The organism is Micromonospora sp. WMMD882 (assembly GCF_027497255.1).
Classification (GTDB): Bacteria; Actinomycetota; Actinomycetes; order Mycobacteriales; family Micromonosporaceae; genus Micromonospora.
Genome location: NZ_CP114903.1, coordinates 5118671 through 5138910, shown reverse-complemented (window position 1 = coordinate 5138910; position 20240 = coordinate 5118671). Strand labels below are relative to the sequence as shown.

13 protein-coding genes are annotated in these 20240 nt (G+C 73.5%); 3 read left to right on the top strand and 10 right to left on the bottom strand.

Going from position 1 to position 20240, the window contains the following annotated elements; all coding sequences use genetic code 11:
* Positions 1-14 precede the first annotated feature (14 nt).
* Entirely contained in the window at positions 15-953 is a 939-nt protein-coding gene (locus tag O7606_RS21970) for a hypothetical protein (protein ID WP_281595914.1), read from the top strand.
* A gap of 57 nt (positions 954-1010) precedes the next feature.
* On the opposite strand, the gene O7606_RS21965 is transcribed toward O7606_RS21970, so the two are convergent.
* The 6 genes from O7606_RS21965 to O7606_RS21940 form a co-directional block, all read right to left on the bottom strand.
* Positions 1011-2189, bottom strand: coding sequence for a MarP family serine protease (locus tag O7606_RS21965; RefSeq protein ID WP_281595913.1), 1179 nt, complete (start codon positions 2187-2189; stop codon positions 1011-1013).
* Between the two features lie 111 nt (positions 2190-2300).
* Positions 2301-2999: a CoA pyrophosphatase gene (locus tag O7606_RS21960; RefSeq protein WP_281595912.1), complete on the bottom strand. Its 699-nt coding sequence runs from the start codon at positions 2997-2999 to the stop codon at positions 2301-2303.
* Positions 2996-3679 carry a TlpA disulfide reductase family protein gene (locus O7606_RS21955; protein WP_281595911.1) on the bottom strand — a complete coding sequence of 228 codons (684 nt, stop codon included), beginning with the start codon at positions 3677-3679 and terminating at the stop codon, positions 2996-2998. The genes O7606_RS21960 and O7606_RS21955 overlap by 4 nt, the downstream gene beginning before the upstream one ends.
* Entirely contained in the window at positions 3676-4464 is a 789-nt protein-coding gene (nth, locus tag O7606_RS21950) for an endonuclease III (RefSeq protein WP_281595910.1), read from the bottom strand. The genes O7606_RS21955 and nth overlap by 4 nt, the downstream gene beginning before the upstream one ends.
* A 66-nt stretch (positions 4465-4530) precedes the next feature.
* Complete coding sequence (locus tag O7606_RS21945) at positions 4531-5703, bottom strand: CapA family protein (RefSeq protein WP_281595909.1); 1173 nt, start codon at positions 5701-5703, stop codon at positions 4531-4533.
* Between the two features lie 128 nt (positions 5704-5831).
* On the bottom strand, positions 5832-6524 hold the full coding sequence (locus tag O7606_RS21940) for an adenosylcobinamide amidohydrolase (RefSeq protein ID WP_281595908.1): 693 nt from the start codon (positions 6522-6524) through the stop codon (positions 5832-5834).
* Positions 6525-6742: 218 nt separating this feature from the next.
* On the opposite strand from O7606_RS21940, the gene O7606_RS21935 reads away from it, so the two are divergent.
* Positions 6743-7420 (top strand): Crp/Fnr family transcriptional regulator, encoded by a 678-nt coding sequence (locus O7606_RS21935; protein WP_007073398.1) that lies wholly within the window; start codon positions 6743-6745, stop codon positions 7418-7420.
* A gap of 42 nt (positions 7421-7462) precedes the next feature.
* Here the strand turns inward: O7606_RS21935 and O7606_RS21930 are convergent, their stop codons facing one another.
* The 4 genes from O7606_RS21930 to O7606_RS21915 all read right to left on the bottom strand — a co-directional run bounded on the left by O7606_RS21930 (position 7463) and on the right by O7606_RS21915 (position 19209).
* Positions 7463-8020 (bottom strand): hypothetical protein, encoded by a 558-nt coding sequence (locus tag O7606_RS21930; protein WP_281595907.1) that lies wholly within the window; start codon positions 8018-8020, stop codon positions 7463-7465.
* Complete coding sequence (locus tag O7606_RS21925; RefSeq protein WP_281595906.1) at positions 8001-8486, bottom strand: DUF3592 domain-containing protein; 486 nt, start codon at positions 8484-8486, stop codon at positions 8001-8003. Before O7606_RS21925 ends, O7606_RS21930 begins: the two co-directional genes overlap by 20 nt.
* Positions 8487-8613: 127 nt before the next feature.
* Positions 8614-14967 (bottom strand): RHS repeat-associated core domain-containing protein, encoded by a 6354-nt coding sequence (locus O7606_RS21920; protein WP_281595905.1) that lies wholly within the window; start codon positions 14965-14967, stop codon positions 8614-8616.
* Between the two features lie 159 nt (positions 14968-15126).
* On the bottom strand, positions 15127-19209 hold the full coding sequence (locus O7606_RS21915) for a LamG-like jellyroll fold domain-containing protein (protein ID WP_281595904.1): 4083 nt from the start codon (positions 19207-19209) through the stop codon (positions 15127-15129).
* 411 nt (positions 19210-19620) lie between these two features.
* Between O7606_RS21915 and O7606_RS21910 the strand changes: the two genes are divergently transcribed.
* A complete protein-coding gene (locus O7606_RS21910) occupies positions 19621-20226 on the top strand; it encodes a TetR/AcrR family transcriptional regulator (RefSeq protein WP_281595903.1) in 606 nt (201 codons plus the stop codon).
* The last annotated feature ends 14 nt before the right edge of the window (positions 20227-20240 follow it).

Here is a 20240-nt window from a genome sequence, read left to right as displayed (position 1 = left end):
CGATAGGGCTAGAGATGAGCGACAGTCACCCTCCGTACGGAGGACCGTCCGATCCGAACGCCGGGCAGCCCTGGGGGCCGCCGCCGGGCCAGCCGGCTCCCGGGCAGCCGATCTCCGGGCAGCCGTGGGGGCCGCCCGGGCAGCCGATCTCCGGCCAGCCGGACCCGTACGGCTACGGGCACCAGCAGGGTTATCCCCCGCCGCCGCAGTTCGCCGCCCCGGTGCCGCCGCCGAAGAAGAACCGCGGCCTGATCATCGGGCTCGGCGTCGGCGCCGCCACCGTGGCTCTGCTGGCGCTCTGCGGCGTCGGCGTCGGCGTGCTGGTGGCCGCTGGTGACGACGACGAGCCGGCGCCGCCGGTCGCCACCGCCCCGGCTCCCGGCGGCGGCGAGACCGAGCCGGGCGCCACCCCCTCGACCAGCGCCCCGGCGCCCGGGGGCGACGACGCCCCGCAGAACAACAACGCGGTCACCGCGCGGTACTCCAGTGACTTCGAGGCGGTCTGCGAGGGCAGCCCGATCCTCAACGCCAAGGCGTACAGCGCTCCGGCCGGGTCGAAGGCGTACACCTTCTACAACTCGGTGGAGCGGCCGTCGAGCTGGCTGCTGCGGTCCACCGGTTACGGTAAGTCGTACTACGCCAAGAGTGACGAGTTCGACGAGGTCAGCGTGGTCGGCTGCCTCAAGTTCGTGGAGGGCAGCGAGGGCACCGGCCGCAAGTGCCAGCTCAAGGACAGCTCCGACAAGGTCGTCTCGGTCGACTACGTGTCGTCGCGGTACCAGCTCACCTTCTACGCGGCGAAGACCGCGCAGAAGATCGGCGACGGCGGCACGATCAACGCGCCGGCGGTGCGCTGCCCGTCGTTCGTGACCTACAACAAGAACACCATGAAGGCGTACGCCTCGCCGGACACCGGCGCGATCGAGGCCGCGCTGGACAAGTTCCTGGGCTGACCCGGGCCCCCGGAGCCGGGGAGGGGCGACCTCACCAGACCCCTCCCCCGGCCCGGCTCAGGTGCAGTCGCCGGTCTCGACGCCCCGGGTCCGTTCCGCCCCGGCCAGCGCCACCGGGCGGGCCTCCTCGGCGGTCACCGCGAAGCCGGTGTTCGGGTCGTCCGCCGCCGCCGCGAAGATCACCCCCAGCACCAGGCCGTTCGGCGCGACCAGCGGGCCGCCGGAGTTGCCGCTGCGGACCAACGCGCGGATGGTGTAGACCTCCCGGGTGACGTCGCCGGAGGCGTAGATGTCCGGCCCGGTGATCCGGTCGACGTCACGCACCCGGGCCGACTGCGCGTCGTACGGGCCGTCGAGCGGGAAGCCCAGGACGATCGCGTCCGCCCCGCTCGCCGCCGACCTGGCCGCGAACCGCATCGGCGGGCCGGGCAGGTCGGGCACGTAGAGCACGGCGAGGTCCCGGTCCGGGTCGTAGACCACCACCCGGCCGTCGTACCGGTCACCGCCCAGCTCCACCGAGACGGTACGGGTGCCGGCGACCACGTGCGCGTTCGTCATCACCCGGTTCTCGGCGTAGACGAAGCCGGAGCCCTCGATGCGCCGGCCGCAGCTCGGCGCGGAGCCGAGCACCTTCACCACGGACCGCTGCCCGTTGGCGACGACCTGGGAGCCGGCGAGCGCCGGGTCGGGCGGTGACACCTGCCGGGCCCGGGTGGGGGCGAGGTCACCGAAGACGTCCGGGAAGCCGTTGGTGTCGACGGTGTCCCGCAGCGCGGTGGAGAGCTGCTGCGCGCGGTCCGGCATCACCCGGTCGACCACGGTGAGCAGCGCGCTGTTGCGTACCGAGGCGGCCAGCCAGGGCAGCGACGACGAGCCGAGCGGCACGGCGACCAGCCAGGCCACCATGATCACCGCGAACAACGAGACGAACGCGCCGCCGACGTCGTCGACCCGGCGACCGATCCGGCTGGTGATCGCGTGCCGCAGGTGCGAGCCGAGCCAGCCGGCCAGGGCCTGCCCGAGCACCGCCAACCCGAACACCGCCACCAACGCGATGATCACCCGGGTGACGTTGTCGGTGAACCGCTGGGCCAGCAGCGGCCCGACCTGGAGCCCGAGCAGCGCGCCCAGGAAGAAGCCGGTGAAGGACAGCGCTCCGATGACGAACCCCTGTCGGTATCCGCTTATCGCGAACACCAGCATGAGCAGCAGCAGCACGAGATCAACAACCGACACCCGTCCAGCGTACGGGCGCCGGACAGCGGCGACGACAACCGTCGTGACCGGCCCGCCGGCCGGCGTCCACACGTCCGCCGCCCGGCCTGGTCGGTCGCCGGGCCGGCCCGGTCAGTTGCCGGTCAGCTCGTCGGCGGGGTCGGTGCCGGCCGAGGGGGCCGGGACGGCGTTCGTCGGCGGCAGGTCCACCACCCGGTCCCGGGGCCAGGGCCGGGCCCAGCCACCCATCTCCAGGACGGCGGCGAGCACGCCCGCGGTGAAACCCCAGACGAGCATGCCGCGCGCGGCGAACGCCGGGCCGATCCAGCCGCTCGGATGGCGTACCCGCAGCCGGTTCGCCGGGTCGACCAGCTCGGCGACGGGCAGCCGGGCCACGTGCGCCACCTCGGCCGGCTCCCGGGGGTGCACCGGGTGCGGACGGTGCCACCAGCCGAGGACCGGGGTGACCAGGAAGTCGCTGATCGGGATCCACAGCTTCGGCAGGTGGGCCAGGACGGTGACGCTCTCCGGGTCGAGGCCGACCTCCTCGTTGGCCTCCCGCAGCGCGGTCGCGGTGGCGTCGGTGTCACCGGGGTCGGTGGCGCCGCCGGGGAAGGCCGGCTGACCGGCGTGGTTGCGCAGGGTGGCGGCCCGCTGCAGGACGAGGACGTCCGGTCCGACGTCCGGCTCCTCGCCGAACAGCACCAGCACCGCGCTCTCCCGCCCGCCGCTGGTCGGCACGGGCAACGTGGAGAAGTCCGCCGCCCGGGCGGTGTCGAGCCGCCCGAGCAGCGGGCCCAGCCAGGGCGGCGGGAGGCGGCGTCCGGTCACGCCGGCACCTCCAGCCCGAGGTGCCGGCGGACCAGCTCGGCCAGGCGGGCGTCGTCGAGCGCTCCCGAGACGTCCTGGTGCCGGATCCGGCCCTGCGCGTCGACGAAGACGCTCACCGGCAGGACGTTCGGGGCGAGCTCCCGCTGCAACCGCTGGTCGGTGTCGACAAGCGACGGGAAGGTCACGCCGAAGTCCGCGCCCACCGAGACGGCCCGGGGCCGGTCGTCGCGGGTGTTCACGCCGACCACGTGCAGCCGCCCGGCCGACCGTTCGGCGAGCCGCTGGAAGGCGGGCAGCTCCCTGCGGCAGGGCCCGCACCAGGAGGCCCACAGGTTCAGCACGGCCGGCCCGCGCAGCTCCCGCAGGGCCACCTCCGCGCCCCCGGTGAAACAGGCGAACCGCAGGTCCGGCAGCAACGCCCCGGCGGACGTCGCCCCACCGGCCGGACCGGCGGACGGTCCGGGCGGAGCAGGCGTACCAGCGGGAGCCGGCGAGCCGGCGGCGGCGGACGAGCCCGGGGACGTCCCGCCGGGGGGACCGGTCAGGGCCGCGCAGTCGGTGAACGGCGACGGCGGGGCCGGCGGACCAGACGGCGCGACCCGGTCCGCTTCCCCGGCCGTGCAGCCGGCCACGACCAGCAGCAACGGGACGAGCAGGGTGGCGGCGAGCCGGCGGGTCACGGCGCCTCCGCGGCGACCGCCTGGGCGGGTACCAGGTCCGGGTCGACGCCGGCGGCGACGGCGAGATCCCGGGCCCGTGGCCCCTTGAGCAGCTTCGCCGCCATCGCCGCCTCGGTCGGCCCGGCGCCGTACGAGGGGCAGAGCTTCGCCAGCGGGCACGCCCCGCAGGCCGGTTTGCGGGCGTGGCAGACCCGCCGGCCGTGGAAGATCACCCGGTGCGAGAGCATCGTCCAGTCACGCTTCTCGAACAGCGCCCCGATCGCGTGCTCGATCTTGACCGGGTCGGACTCGGTGGTCAGCCGCCAGCGGTGCGTCAGCCGCTGGAAGTGCGTGTCGACGGTGATGCCCGGGACGCCGAAGGCGTTGCCGAGGATCACGTTCGCGGTCTTGCGCCCCATCCCGGGCAGGGTCACCAGGTCGGCCAGCCGGGCGGGGACCTGGCCGTCGTACCGCTCGACGAGCGCCTGACCCAGCCGGATCAGCGAGGTGGTCTTGTTGCGGTAGAAGCCGGTGGGCCGGATCAGCTCCTCCATCTCGCCACGGTCCGCGCCGGCGTAGTCGGCCGCGCCCGGGTACCGGGCGAAGAGCTTCGGAGTGACCTCGTTGACCTTCTTGTCGGTGCACTGGGCGGAGAGGATGGTCGCCACGGCGAGTTCGAGCGCGGTGGAGTGGTCGAGTTCGCAGTGCGCGTCGGGGTGGGCCTCGGTGAGCGCTCGGCCGATCCGCCGGGCCCGGCGCTTACGGCCGAGGTCGGTCTCCACGACCCCGGGGGAGCTAGTGGTCACGCCGGCCAGCCTACGTCGGGCCGAGGCCCGGTCGCGTCGGTGCCCGGCCGGGTCGCGTCGGGCGGCTCAGCCCGCCCCGGGGGCCGAGATCGCGCCGTCCGCGCCGAACGTGGCCCCGGTCTTCGGGAAGTCCTGGCCGCTGAGCTGCTTGAGCAGGCCGAGGCCCCGGTCGTCCGGGTCGGTGACCGGCTTGCCGATCCCGTTCATGTACGTCGAGGCGAACGACCCCTCGACGAAGCTGCCGTCGGCGGAGAGCGACACCTTCAGCACGCCACCCCAGCCCAGCCGGCCGTTGTTGCTGAGCGAGTTGCCGCCGCCGGCGAAGTTGCCGAGGCTGTACGCGATCAGTCGCCCCTGGTAGAACTCCATGCCCCGGAGCACGTGCGGGCCGTGCCCGACGATCAGGTCGGCGCCGGCGTCGATCATCGCGTGGGAGAACTTGACCGGATCGCCCCGGTTCTCGCCGAGGAACATCTCGGTGCCCGGCTTCACCCGGGTCTTCTCCGAGCCCTCGGCGCCCATGTGCACCTGCACGACGACCAGGTCGGCCATGGTGGCGGCCTTCTCGACGACCTGCTCGGCCTCCTCGATGTCGACCAGGCTGTTCGACCAGACGTACGAGGAGAAACCGGCCACGGCCACCTTGACGCCCTTGACGTCGACCACGGTGATCTGGTCGGGCGCGCCGGTGTGCTCCAGCCCGTGCTCCTCCAGCGCCTCCTGGGTGTTCTCGTAGCCGGCCGGCCCGTAGTCGTACCCGTGGTTGTTGGCCTGGTTGAGCAGGTGGAAGCCGGCGTCCTTGAGGTGGGCGGCGTACTCCGGCGGGGCCCGGAACTGGAAGCAGCGGGTGGAGTTCGCGCCGCACTTGCCCGTCCCGGTGTCGACGGTCAACGGCTCTTCAAGGTTGCCCATCACCAGGTCGGCCGCGAGCGCGTCCCGCACCCCGTCGAAGAAGCCCCGGCCGCCGTTGGGCGGCAGCCGGTTCGGGGCGTTGCCCATGATGATGTCGCCGGTGGCGGAGAGCGAGACGACCTTCTTCTCCGCCTCGGGCGGGTCACCCGGGGCGGCCGAGGCGGAGGCGGCGCCGCTCGGCCGGGCCGGCTGCCAGGCCGGGCCGTCGTCCGTCGTCGAGCCGGTGCAGCCGGCGGTGACGAGGAGGGTCAGGGTGAGGAGCGCGCCCAGCGCGGCCACCTGGCGGTGGCGGGCGCGGTGGGCGGGGCGGCAGGCGGCGGCGGACATCACCCGGGACGCTACCGGCCGCGAACGCGTCCGGGCGACGGCCGATCGGCTGAAAACGCCGCCCACCGATCCGACGCCAGACCGGGCCGGCCCACGCCCCGGGCCGGCTCATCAGGCGGGCCGGCTCATCAGGCGGGCCGGTCCGACCAGGCCACGTCGTGACCGTCCGCGCCGGCGAGGACGGCGGCGTGCACCGCGCGGGCGAGCCGCCCACCCCACCGCGACCGCGGTCCGCCGTACGGCTCGACCGGCCCGGCCGGCGGGCAGAGCACGGTGACCGCGTCGGTCGGGGTCCCGGTGCCGGGCCGGCCGAGCTCCCGGATCGCCTGCGTCTTCGCCTCCGTCGCGGTGGCCACCGCGTTGACCAGGGCGGCGTCGGCGAGCCGGACCGGTGTCAGGACGACGATGTTGACCGTGCCGACCCGGGGCGCCACCGGGACGCCGGGATCGGCGGTCGGGGACCACCCGGTGGGGCCGGCCGGGGCCGCGGCGTCCACCGGGACGCCGAGTCCGACGGTCGCCCAGACCCGGACCCCGCCGTCGTCGGCGGTCACCACCTCGGCGACGTCGACGCCGGTCAGCAACCCGACGCCGGGGCCGGTCAGACCGAGCCGGTCGGCCAGCTCGGCGAGGTGGTCGGCCGGGTCGTCCCGGCGGTACGACATCGGCACCGTCGCGTTCACCACCCAGTTGCGCGGCCCGAGGCCGCCGCCGAGCGGCGCGGAGCTGACCGCGCGCAGTGGCCGGGCGGCCCGCCAGCAGAGCAGCGGCAGGTCGTGGCCGTCCTCGACGCGGCTCGTCAGGAAGGGCTCGCTGAGCATGCGGCGACCCTACGGCGTGCCCGGTCGGGGGCGCCCGGCCGACCGGACGAAACGGTGGATCATAGCCTCTGATCAGGTCCGTCCCGTTACATCCAACGATCAAGTTTCCAGGGGTGCGCCTCTGATTCCTGCTCACGTGCGCCTAGACTGGCCTCGCGCGCGGGATCAGCGGACGACGGACCCGGCCGATGGACGGCACGCGCAGGCGGAGGTGCGGGATGGACGAGGTACTGGCCCGTAGCGGGATCTTCCAGGGGGTGGATCCCGAGGCTGCGGAGGCGCTCGCCAAGGAGATGGAGACGATCGAGGTCCGCAAGGGCGAGGTCGTGTTCAACGAGGGCGAGCCGGGCGACAGTCTCTACATCCTGCTGTCCGGCAAGATCAAGGTGGGGCGGCGGGCCGCCGACGGCCGGCAGAACCTGATCGCCGTGATGGGCCCGTCGGACATGGTCGGCGAGCTGTCGCTGTTCGACCCCGGTCCGCGTACGGCGACGGCCACCGCGGTGACCGACACCCGGCTGGTCCGGCTGCGCAAGCAGGCGCTGCGGCCCTGGCTGAACAACCGGCCGGAGATCGCCGAGCAACTGCTCCGGGTGCTGGCCCGCAGGCTGCGCCGGACGAACGACTCGCTGGCCGACCTGATATTCACCGACGTGCCCGGTCGCGTCGCGAAGAACCTGCTCCAGATGGCCGGCCGCTTCGGCACCCGCGACGGCGGCGTGCTGCGGGTGACCCACGACCTGACCCAGGAGGAGATCGCCCAGCTCGTCGGCGCCTCCCGGGAGACGGTCAACAAGGCGCTGGCCGACTTCGCCTCGCGCGGCTGGCTGCGGCTGGACGGCAAGAGCATCATCATCCTCGACCCGGAGCGGCTGGCCCGCCGGGCCCGGGTCTGAGCCCCCGGCTCCGCCGGGCCCGGTCTGACCCCCGCCCGGCCGTCAACCCAGGACGGCCCCGCCGACCTCGACCGCGAACCAGAGCGCGAAGCCGGCGTCCAGCCACGACGGCGTGACCGCCCGGCGCAGCAGCCGGGCGGTCCGGTCGTCGACGGTCACCGGGCCCACCCCGGCGACGGGAAACGGCCGCTCCCCCACGTTCATCGTGAGGTAGAGCCGGCCCAGCGCGGCGACGGTGGCCCCGGTGGTGAACATGGCCAGGTGGACGGCGACCGAGGTGACTGCCGGTGGGGCCGGGCCACCGGACCGGGCGACGACGATCAACACGATCGAGGCCACCGTCAGGTAGAACCAGGAGGCGGCGCGGACCAGCGTGGCGGCCGTCGCGGTGGCGACGTCCCGGGGCCGGTCGCGGGCGTCCCGGCGGAGCTGCCGCAGGCCGGTCCGCCAGGCCTGCGGCTCGCCCCAGGTGACGAAGAGGGCGAGGGCCGGCGCCGCCAACAGGACGGCCAGCCGACCCGGGTCACGCATCGTCCGGTCACGTACCGGTTCCGCCGGTCGGGCCCCGGCGCCCGGCAGCTCACCGCCGCCGGTCGGCACGCCGCCACGCCTCGGCCGCCCCGGCGAACCGGGCCCAGTTCCGGCGCAGGTTGAGCAGGACGACCAGGCCGGGCACCAGGCCGACGGCGAACCACAGCAGGGCGCCCCGCGGGCTGGGCAGGTCGTCGGCGCGGTAGGAGTTGCCCGCCGGATCATCCGGGTCGTACCGGATGGCGACCTGGTCACCGACCTGCGGGGCGGGGTCCGGGCGGCTGACGAAGCCGTCGACCGTCCGGCCGTCACTGGTGGTGAACCGGACGGTCATCCTGGAGGTCCGCTCGGAGAGGCTGACCACGGTGCCGGTCGCCGTCCGGCCCTGACCGTCCACCTTCCGGTAGTCGTCCAGGGCGGCCACGCCGAACGCGCCGGAGACCACGATCCAGAGGGTCGCGGCGAGCACGCCCAGCATCGGGTGCCGCCGCCAGTAGCCGGGCCGCAGCCTGCTCCTCGCCTTGGGTTGCGCCACCTGTTCCCCTCTCCCGGGCCGAGCGTCGTCGCTGATCAGTGTGCGGCACGGCCGCCGGGCGGCGCGGCCCCGACCGGCCCCGGTCCGGCTGCCACGCGCGGCGCGCGGCAGCCGGACCGGGACAGGCTCAGATACCCCGCCAGTAGCTGGCGCCGGACGTGCCGGCCGCCTCGCCGCCACCGGAGGCCGCGCCGGCGTTGGAGTGTGACCTGCCGGAGGAACGACCGGAGGAGGACGACTTGCCCTTCGAGGTGGAGGTGCGCCGTCCCTGGCGGCTGGCGTCGCCGTAGTCCTCGCCCGGGGCGTACCAGCCGAGCTTGTAGCCCTCCCAGAAGGAGTTCTCGGTGAGCACCACCCGCTCGTACCAGTTCCAACCCCGGTGCTCGGCGAGCCCCGACTTGCTCCACGGGTTCAGGTGCGCGCTGGAGTACTCCCGCCAGTAGGGGGCCGCTTCCCGGGCGTCCCGCAGCTCCCGGCGCAGCGCCCGGTCCATGTCCTTGAACCCGGGGGTGCCCCGGAGGTTCTTGTTGACGTCGATCAGCTCCTCGGCGTTCTTGATCCCGGCGTTGGCCTTCCGGGCCCGGTGCAGCCCCTTCACCCCGAGGGTCAGGGTCCGGGCGCCGGGGATCATGCCCGCCACCCCCAGCCCGCAGTCCAACGCGTCGCCCTTCGCGCAGGACTTGGCGGTGTCGATGGCCCCGGTCACCGCCGACACGGCGGCCAGGGCCGGCGCGAGCACCTGCGCGCCCGGGATGACCATGCAGGCCACCGCCGCCACGCCGGTGACCGCGGAGATCATGCCGGCGTTGTCGACCACGCCCTTCACCACGTTGTCGCTGACCTGCTTGGCGACGTTCGCCACGTTGGCCCGCGCGTTGTCGATCCGCTGGGCGGCCTTCTGCATCCAGCCGGGCAGCAGGCCGTCCGGGTCGTTCGTGGTGACCGGCGCGTTCGCCGCGTACGCGTACCCGTGCATCTGCTGGGCGTCCTTGACGTCGATGATCGGGTCGACCGAGACGAACCGGCCGATCAGCGGGTCGTACTCCCGGGCGCCGAGATGGGTCAGGCCGGTGTTGTCCCGGGTGCCGCCGACGAAGCCCTTGTCCATCCCGGTCGGCCAGACACCGGTGGAACCACGGGGCAGCCCGAACGGGGTCTCCCGGCGGGTCGCCACGTTCTGGTTGACCGCGTCGAACGCCACCTGGGCGGTGCCGTGATGGTCACTCACCAGCCAGGTGACCCCGGCGCCCGTCCGCATCGCCACGGTCTCGCCCGCGTGGCTGTAGTACCGGACGCAGGTCTTCGCGCCGGTGGCGGCGTCGTAGCGCAGTTCCTGGCCCGGCAGGTAGAGGGTCCGGCCGGCGGGGTCGCGACGGACCAGCCGGGTGCCGTCCACGTCGTACACGTACGACGTGGTTCCGGTGGCGTCCTGGCTGCTCGCCAGGCGTCCCTCCGCGTCCCAGGTCAGGTTCTGGACGCCGCCGGCGGCGGTGGGCCGGGTGATGGTGTTGCCCGACGCGTCGTAGCCGTAGCTGGCGGTCTTCGTTCCGGTGTCGTCGACGGTGGAGGTCCCGGCCAGCCGGTGCCGACCGGCCTGGGGGGTGTACGTGGTGGTCCGGGTGCCGGTCGGCGTGGCCCGTTCCACGAGCTGCCGCCGGTTGCCCACCGCGTCGTACGTGTAGGAGTGCCAGTACTTCGCCGGCCCGCCCAGCCCGGCGACCGTCGGGGCGACGTCGCAGTCCCCGCCGGCCGGCGTCCACGCCCCGGTCAACTGCCGGAGGTGGTCGGTCGTGAAGCACTGGGTGTCACCGGCCGTCCGGTCGGTGATCTCCTCGACGTTGCCCGCCGGGTCGTACTCGAACCGGACGTCGGCGACGGTGGTCGGCGCGTTCTGCCGGGTGGTCCAGATCTGCGCCAGCCGCCGGGTGTCCTTCTCGTAGGTGCGGACGATGTCGGCGAGACGGCCGCCGTTGTTCCGCAGGTGGATCGCGCCGAGCTCGTCGAAGCTGGTGTAGTCGGTGCCGGTGACGTAACTCGCGCCGATGCTGGTCGCCAGCGTGTTCGCCCGTCCCCGGGCGTCGTAGTCGCGGGTCAGCGTCTCCAGGCCGAGATTGCCGAGCGCCGGCAGCCGGGTCGTCTTCTCCGAGCCGTCCTGGTGGTACGTGTAGACGTAGGAGTAGCTGCCGGCCAGGCCGGTCTCCGCGGTCGGGATGGTGTACCTCAGGCTGGTCGGTTGGTAGTCGACGGTGTAGCCGAGGTTCTCCTTGACGTACTGGTCGGCGCCGACGTGCCGGATCGTCCTGACGAGTTGACCCTTGACCGAGACCCCGTTGCCGAGGGTGTCGTAGAACCACTCGGCCCGCTTCGGTCCGGTGACCGAGCCGTCCCGCAGGGACTCCTTACGGCCCAGCGGGTCGTACGTGTAGGCCAGGGTGACACCCCGCCCGTCCTTGGTGGTCTCGACCTCGCCGTACTGCGTGTAGGTGGTCTCGATGGTGCCCTTGTCCGGGTCGACCGCCTTCGTCTGTCGGCCCAGCAGGTCGTACGTGTAGGCCCAGACCTGCCCGGCCGGGTCGGTGACCCCGGCGAGCAGGCTCTTGCGGTTGTACGTGTACCTGGTCCGGTCGTACCCGGAGCTGCTGCCCGCCGGCACGCCGGAGTGGTAGTAGCGCAGCTCGGTCAGGTTGCCGTGCGCGTCGGTGAGCGTGGAGGTGACCACCCCGCCGGCCGGTGGGGTGACGTCGGAGCGGTCGCCGCCGTAGGCGGTGGTGGTGCGCCACTTCTCGGTGCCGCCCGGGCTGGCCGGCGCGGCGTCGACCTGGTGCACGAGCGCGGTCTCCCGCCCCGCGCCGTCGTAGTGGCTCACCTTCTGCGCCGGGATGACGTCGGTGGGCTGGAACAGGTTGGTGCTCGGCGCGACCGGGTCGCACCGGGTGGGGCTGATCCGCTTGCAGGCCAGGTACTGCTCGTGGGTCTTGAACGCGCGGCCGGCGGAGTCGTAGAAGGTGCTGCTGACCACGGCCCCCGCGCCGCCCGCGCCGTCCGGTTCCTGGGTCTGCAACAGCCGGACCAGGTTGTCGTAGAACTGGTGGGAGACGTGGTAGCTCCCGGCCGGGGTGAGGCGTTTCGTGGTGACGACCAGCGGCCCGTCGGCGCGGACCAGGTAGTCGAACACCAGGTTCGCGGTCTGGGCGGCCCGGTCCCGGCCGGGGAACCAGACCGAGGTCAGCCGGCCCAGGCCGTCGTACGCGTAGCCGACCTGCCGGCCGTTGGCGTCGGTCGTGGTCAGCGGAAGTTGCCAGGCCGGTTCCATGGTCCGGTGGTTGACCCAGTCGAGCTGGTTGGTCTCGGTGACGGCGGTGACCGGTCCGCCGGACGCCGGGGTGTAGGAGGTCCGGGTCCGGTTGCCCCGCAGGTCCCAGGACTCCCCGACCCGACCGTACGCGTCGTAGGTGGCCCGCCGGGCGGCCCGGTAGGTGGGGTTGCCGCCGTTCCAGGCGTCGATCGTCTCGACCCTGCTCACCAGGCCCCGGGTGGGCGCGGCGTTCCAGGCGAGCTGGTCGTACGACGTCTTCTCGTCCTCGATGACGTCGTCGTCGGTCAGTCCGCCGGCGGTGACCCGGGCGCAGTCGACGGCGAACTCCCGGGTGCGGGACACCCGGTCGAGCATCCAGCCGCCCGGCGACGTGTTCCGGGCGTAGTCGACCAGCTCACACCGCTGGTCGTCGGGGACGGCGTTGTCGCCCCGGTTCTCGATCCGGCTGGGCATCCCGTACCCGTCGAACGTGGTCCGCTTGGTGGTGGTCCGGGGCGCGCGGCCGCCGTCGAGGGCGGTCCGGGTGTGCTCGGCGGCCGTGCCGGTGTGCCGGGCGTGCACGGTGAAGCCGTTCACCGTACGGCTGGCGGTCGGCGCGGACTGCCACGGCTCGTTCACCGTGGCCTGGACCTCGGCGCCGTCCGGCCCGTCATGGGTGATCGTCTCGCGGACCATTCCGGAGTACGCGTCCTCGTCGGGGGCGGCCGGCACGTTGCCGACGCCGATCGCGGGGAGGCTGACCGACCGGGTGCCGGAGGGCGTCTTGTCGCCGTGCATGCCCCGGAAGTAGCGGGTGCTCGTCAGGGTCTGCTCCCCGGGGTCGCCCTTGACCACGTCGACCTGCCCGTAGCCCCGCCAGACCGACCAGGTCTTGTACTTCTTGTCGATCAGACCGTCGTCGTCGGTGTAGTGCCACGCCGGGTCGCCGAGGTAGTCGTAGTGGGTGCGGACCCGGGTGGAGGAGCCCGCGAGGTCCGCCTCGACCACGTCGGTGACCAGGTACTTGTGGAAGTAGTCGTGGATCGGGTCGTCGTGGCCGCCGGGCGTCCACTTGACCGGGTAGCAGCGCAGCGTGTTCGCGTGCAGGTTGTCGCGGTCCGGCACCCGGGTGCCCTTGACGCACTGCGGGTCGCTGTAGGTGACGTCCAGTTTCCCGCCGGTCTCGGTGTTGACCGTCTTGATCCGGAACCGCTTCATCGCCGGGTACTGGTCGTTGAGCGTGTCCACCCGGTTGGCCAGCGCGACCCCGACGAAGGTGATGTCGGGCAGGTCGGTGGTGGCCCCGACGAGCCCCTGGTGGGAGATCTTCTCCAGCCACAGTCCGCCCGGCTGACTGTCCACCGGGTCGGGGAACGAGTGGGTGAACGTCCAGCGTTCCACGTCCCGGTAGCGGACGGTCGTCGCGTCCCAGACCCGGGTGGTCACGCTGGCGAGCCGCTTGGTGGACCAGAAGGTGGGCGCGGTCGAGTCGCAGGTGTCACCCGTGCAGTCCTGGTCCCAGGGCACGTCCGGCCAGTGCGTGGCGTCCCGGGTGGCGCAGCCGGACAGGCAGCGGTCGCCGACCTCGAAGAGCACCTGCATCGGGGCGCTGCCGGCGCCGCCGGTCCGGGTGCCGTACTCGATCTTCGTCAGGTGGCCGGACCGGTCGTACCCGGTCGGGTCGGAGGTCGAGCCGTTACGGCCGTACTTGTTGGTCTCCTTCGCGTAGAAGAGGTCCATCGTGTTGCCGTGCCGGTCGACCACGTGGTCGAGCTGCCAGCGCCACGCCTGGTCGCAGCGCGAGGAGGCGAAGGACGAGGCGTGGCACGGCTCGTCGTCGTGGTTGCCGTAGACCGGCACGGTGAGCGTCGACTTCGAGCCGGCCCGGCCGCCGAACCAGTACTGCACGCCGTCCGGGGTGGTGACCACCCACCACTCGCCGTCGTCGTCGCCGTTGCCGCCGCCGGTACGACGCTCGACGTAGGTGCCGTCGTCGTTACGCAGGTGCCACCGGGCGCTGGTCGGGCTGTGCCGGATCAGCTCGCCGGCCCGGCTGCCCAGGACCAGTGTGGCGTTGTCGGTGTCCCAGCACTGGTCACCGGTCTTCTTGGTGTTGTTCGCTCCCGGGCCCATGTCCTCGGAGCAGGTGGTGTACCGCCGCTCGACGTACCCGGGGGACCAGTCGAACCCCTCCCCGATCCAGGACGGCTGGTTGTTGGCCGCCACCATCCGGCCGTCCACGCCGGACGAGGAGTAGGCCAGGTCGATGTTCGGCGTCGGCCCGCCGAGCCCCGGCGGGGTGCGCAGCGGGTACGTCCAACTGAAGTCACCGGAGTTGCCGCCGGCCGTCCAGGTCGCCGCCGGGGCGAGGGAGGTGGCCTTGAAGTCACCAGCCGGGCTCTCCGCGCCGGCGGTCAGCGCCACCAGCGTGCCAGCCCCGGCCACCAGGCCGGAGCCGTCACCGGCCAGCCGGCCCCGTTCGGTGCGCGGGGTCCAGCCGGTCAACCCGACCGTCGCGCTGACCGTGCCGGCCCGCAGGTCGTTGCGGCTCGGCACCTCCCGCGCCGCGCAGCCCGGCGCGTCCGGCGTGACCAGCGCGCATTCGGGCAGCTCCCGCAGCCGCAGCCGCCCGGCCCAGTCGCCGCCGTACGCCCAGCGGAACCCGGAGTAGTCCACGGTGACGTCGGCGTCGGCGCCGGCCACCTGACCGTCGGCCCGGGAGACGCGCAGCAGCACGCCGTCCACCCCGGCCGCCGAGGTCGCCTCCCGGCTGAACGACGTGACCCGGACCCGGCCCGGAGCCGTCGCCACCCGGTCGGCCGCCGCCGCCGGGGCGCTCGGCACGCCCACCCGCACGGGCAGACCGTCGGCCGCGGCGGCCCGGCCGGGGCCACCGCCCGCGCCGGTGGTCAGGTCGACGTCGACCACCTTGCCGGCCGGCCAACGTGGGGCGGCGCCGGTGAACGGCCGTCCGGTCCGCTCGGCGGCCACTGTGACCGGGGCGGCGGACCGGCCGCCGACCATGGTCTCCCGCTGGACCCGGCCCGGCTCGTAGGGTTTCGCCAGCGCCGGTGGCACGTACAGGAACGTCGCGGCGGCCAGGCCACCGACCAGGCCGGCCGCGAACGGCCGGCGTGTCCACGTCCCGCGCGGTCTTCCTGACCGGATGCGGTCCCGTCCAGACACAGTTGTCCTCCCCGATGACGGTGATGATGGATCCGGGCGCGGAGGCGGTCCCCCGCGACGGGTGGCCACGGAGACGACGTCTCCGCGGTGGGGACGGAGACGACGTCTCCGCGGTGGGGTGGGCCGGCCGGGGCGGGTGGCCCCGGCCGGCGGTCCGGGCTACGGGATGCGGTTGAGGTCCCGGACGACGCCCTGGTAGACGCGCACCTCGTCGATCGCCCCGGACCAGTGCTCGAACATCCCGGCCCGCCACTGCACCCGACCCAGCATCAGCGGGCCGTTCGCGTGCCAGCGGTTGACGACGCCGACGGTCCGCTGCGCGATCCGGTCGACGTACAGCGTCAGCGTCGCGGCCTGCGCGTCGTAGACGCAGGTGAGGTGGGTCCAGACGCCCTCGGCGGCCAGGTTGTTCGAGCCGACGTACGCGCCGGTGGCGGTGGTGTGGTCGGTGTCCCCGTACACGCAGTGCCAGCGACCGTCGGTGGCCTCGTACTTGACGAAGATCCCGCTCTCCACCGCGCCCCGCTGGGCGAGCACGGTGCGGTTGCCGGTCACGCCCACGGGCAGCCGCGCCCAGGCCGACACGGTGAACGACTGGTCGGTGTTCAGCACCGGCCCGTCGGTCTCGGCGTACGCGTCCACGCCGTCCAGTTGCAGGCCGGTGCCGGTGTGCCCGGATCCGCTGGGCGGGATCTCCGCGCCGCCGTGGAAGGACAGGTCGTGGGCGTAGTTCGACCCGTCGAAGCTGGGCCCGGGACCGATGTCCTCCAGGTCCCAGCGGCCGACCAGCGAGTCCGTCACCGGGTCGACCAGGGCGGCGGCCTCGCTGCCGGCGAGCACCCGGTTCCAGAGCTGCACCTGCGCCAGCTCACCCGACCACAGGCCGGGCAGCGGCCCACCGATCCGGGTGGGACCGTTGGCGTCCCAGGTGGACGCGCCGGTGGCGGTGCCGGCGAGGACCCCGTTGACGTACAGCCGGAGTTCCCCGGCCGTCGAGTCGAACGTGCCGACCAGATGGGTCCAGACGCCCACCCGGGGGGTCCCGGCGGCCGAGCTCGCGCCGTGGTAGGCGGGCGTGCCGCTGTCCGCGGAGGTGACCGTGAACTTCCAGGTGTCCGCCGAGCTCAGGTACTCCAGCACGAAGGCCGCGTTGTGCGTGCCGCCCTGGCTGACGATCGTGCGTTTGACGCTCTTGTCACCGAGCTTCACCCAGGCGGCCACCGAGAAACTGCGGCTGGTGTCGGCGAGGACCGGGGTGGCGGTGCTCGCCTGGCCGGCGCCGGTCAGGCGCAGCGCGGTGTCGCCACCCACGATCCGGCCCGGCACGCCGAGCGTGCCGGCGGTGAGCGTGGCGTGCCGCCCGTGGCCGGTGTCGTCGACGAGCGTGGTCGACCCGGCCGGCTCGGCGAGTCGCCAACGGGCCAGCGCCGGGGTCGGCGCGGCCACCACGAACTGGTGGGTACGTTGGCTGAACCGACCGGCCCGGTCGACCGCCTGCACGTACAGGGTCTTCGCCCCGCCCGACGGGGGCGTCCACTGCACCGTCACCGGCGCTCCGGCCGTCGGCGCGCCCACCGTCGTGGCGGGCGGGTCGGAGAAGCCCCACTTGTACGAGACCACGTCGGGCGAGACGCTGGCGAAGGTGAACGAGCCGGTCTGGCCGACGGCCCCGCAACCGGCCGGCGGGCAGCCGACCGACCCGGCGTGGTACGTGTCGGAGGTGACCGCCGGGGGCTCCGGGTTGGTCTGGTCCACCTCGAACTCGCACCAACCGGTGTAGCCGCTGGTGGCGTGGGCGTCCGACGCGTTGACCCGGAAGGCGTACGCGCCGTCGGAGAGGCCGACCGTGCCGGCGGTGTACCGGGAGCCGAGGGAGGCACGGGCGCCGGGGCCCGGGTAGACGTACCAGTTCTTGCCGTCGTGCTCGGCGATCACGTCGGGTTTGCCGTCGCCGCTGAGGTCCGGCAGGGTCAGCCCGGAGTACGACGTCCAGCCGCTGCCGATCTGGTGCCGGTAGGGGCTGCCCCCGTACGAGGCGCGGGCCCCGCTGCCGAGGTAGAGCCACAGCGCGCCGGACGGGTCCTTGGCGACGAGGTCCGGCGCGCCGTCCCGGTCGTAGTCGACCACCCCGAAGTACGTGTAACTGGTCCAGCCGCTGCCCAGGTTGACCCGGGGCTGGTTGGCGGCGCCCCGGGTGCTCTGGCCGGGGTAGAGCCACAGCACGCCGGCCGAGTCCCGGGCGAGCAGGTCCTGGTGGCCGTCCCGGTCCCAGTCGCCGATCCCGGCGAAGGCGTAGCCGCCGAAGGACGCGCCGATCAGGGTGCGGGTCTCGGTGGAGCCGACGCGTCTGCTCTGCCCCGGGTAGAGCCACAGCTCGTCGGTGTTGTTCTGCCGGGCGACGATGTCCTGGTGGCCGTCCCGGTCCCAGTCGCCGACGCCGGCGATCGTGTAGCCGCTCCAGCCGCTGCCGATGACGGCGCGCGAGGTGAGCGTCTGCCCCTTGCCGGGGAACACGTACAGCACGCCGTTGGGGTCACGGCCGAGCACGTCGACCACGCCGTCGCCGTCCCAGTCCCCGGCGCCGACCATCTCGTCGCCCTTGTCGAGCACCCCGGCCGGCAGGTCGACCTGCGCCACCGTCCCGGACGGCACGCTGCTCTGGGTACGGGGGTCGGAGACCGGACCGTAGGTGCCGTTGTAGCGGATCCGCGCCCATTCGAAGGAGGCGGTCAGCGAGTTGCCGTCGCCGTCGGCGACGCGGGCGCGCAGGGTCGGCGTCGCGGTGGAGGTGTACGGACGGCCCGCGCCGACCACGCAGGCCTTGGCGTCCACCGTGGGGGTGGTCGGCACGCCCGGCACGGTGTTCGTGGTGACGACGAGCCGGGCGGTGTCCGCGTCGTACTTCTTCCAGCCGGCGTGGCTGCTCTCCGAGCCGGCTTTCAGGCCCAGCGTCACGTACGTCGCGCTGCCGCCCGCGAGGTCCCTGACCAGTGACGTGATCGCGAACTCCGTCGGCACCCGCGCCCCGTCACACGACTCGTTGGACACGGTGGCCGTGTTGGTGCCCGGCCAGTTGTCCGAGTTGTTGCTCCAGGTCGTGCTCGACGACAGGGTGGTGTTGATCCGCTCCAGCTCGGTGACGCTCTTGCCGCACTCCCAGGAGTACAGCAGGTCGAGGGTGAACTGGGCGCCCAGCACCTGCTTGCCCCGGAAGGCCGAGGTGGGGAACTGCCACATCGACCGGTACGTGACCGGGTTGCCCGGGTCCCAGTCGGAGTAGCCGACCTTGGCGCACTCCCCGGTGTAGGTGCCGGGGCAGTCCTTCTTGTCGTAGCTCCAGTAGGACTGGGACGGGTACTGCTTGTTGATCATCGTCCACGACGTGTAGGTGATCGTCGGGTCGAGGTAGACCGGGTAGACCGTGGCCGGGTCCTCCAGCAGCGCCCGGTCCGGGGTGATCTCCACCCGGTCCGCGTCGAGGTCGACGGGCATGTCCGCGGTACGCGAGCCGACGGCCGGGCCGTCGACGCTGCTGCGCAGCCGCTCACCGGAGGGGACGCGCTCGGCCGCCGTCGCGCCCCGGGCCGCGCCGCCCGGGTCGGTGGTGGAGTCCCACATCTTCGGCGCCGACGCGCCGAGCGCCGGGCGTCCCTCGGCGTCGACGGCCACCAGGTTGTCGCCGTCGTCCTGCCACCGGAGCCCGGTCAGCTCCGTGCCGAACGCCACCTCGCGCAGCGCCGGGTTCGCGGCGGCGGCGCGGTCCTTGACGACCAGCACCTCGCTGAACCCGGTGCGCACCGCCGTCACCACCAGGTCGACGCCCGGATACACCTCGCGGTAGGTGGCCCGGGCCCCGGAGACGACGGGCGTCGGCAGCGGGCCGTCGGGCCAGGAGAGGCTGACCTGGTCGCTGTCCCGGCTGGCCCGCACCAGCGGGCCCGCGCCCCCACCCGAGATCCGGAGCGAGAAGGTGGCGGCCCGGGGTGACAGGCTGCCGTCCGGGTTGGTGACCAGGGTCGGGTCGGGCGCGGTCCAGGTGCCGTCGGCCCGCCGGACCCGCTGTGGCTGGGCGTACTCCTCGACGACGCCGGTGCCGTCCGGGTTGGCGAAGACCTGGGTCGTCTCGGTGCGCGCGGCGAGGATCTCCACCCGCTGGTCGCACCGGGCCGCCAGCTCGATCGCCGCCGCCCGGTCGTCGACGGCCGCGCGACAGTCCGCAGCGGACGCCGGGGCCGAGGGCACGACGAGCGCGCCGAGGGCGAGTGATCCGACGGCGAGCGCCCGTGGTGTCAGGCGCGGCTTTCCCAGGCGCCGTGAAGACGCATGCATCATCTGTTCCCCCGCATTGATGCTGACCGCTTGGTTGCGGCTCAGCGTACGGACGGGCAGCTCAGAGCACGTTCCCATCGGAATATTTGAATATCAAACACTGACTCGCCGCTCAATCCAGACCTTCGGCGGAGGACCTGGGCAACTGCCGGCGAGCCCGGCAAGAGCAGCGCAGCCGGCGAAAGCCCGACAAGATCCACTCCTGTCGTCACCCCCCGGGTCCGTCCGGTCGCCCAGCGTCGGACCGACCCCGCCGTTCTGCCCGGGCCGTCCACAGAAAAAGTCAGGCTTGACTGTTTGTTTCCGCGCCGGCACGCTTGTCGGGTGTCCACCGCCCCCGGTCGCGTACCCCAGCAGGAGCGCAGCCGCGCCACCCGGGCCCGCCTGCTGCAGGCCACCGTCGACTGCCTGGTCGAACGCGGCTGGTCCGGCACCACCACCACGGTCGTCGCGGCCCGCGCCGGGGTCTCCCGGGGCGCCCAGTTGCACCACTACCCCACCCGGGCCGCCCTGGTCACCGCCGCCGTCGCGCACCTGACCGAGCGGCGCGCCGCCGAGCTGCGCGCCGAGGCGGAGGCCCTGCCCGCCGGCCCGCGACGCCTCGACCGGGTCGTCGACATGCTCGCCACCGCCTTCACCGGCCCGCTCTTCGTCGCCGCCCTGGAGCTGTGGGTGGCCGCCCGCACCGACCCGGAGCTGCGCGCCGCGCTGGTGCCGTTGGAGGCGAAGGTCGGCCGGGAGATGCACCGGCTCACCGTGGCGCTGCTCGGCGTCGACGAGCGCCGCCCCGGCGTACGGGAAACCGTGCAGGCCACCCTCGACCTGCTGCGCGGGCTCGGCGTGGCGAACCTGCTCACCGACGACTCGGCCCGCCGGGCCGCCCTGCTGACCACCTGGAAACGCCAGCTCGCCGCCCTGCCCACCCCCTGACCGCCCGACGGAGG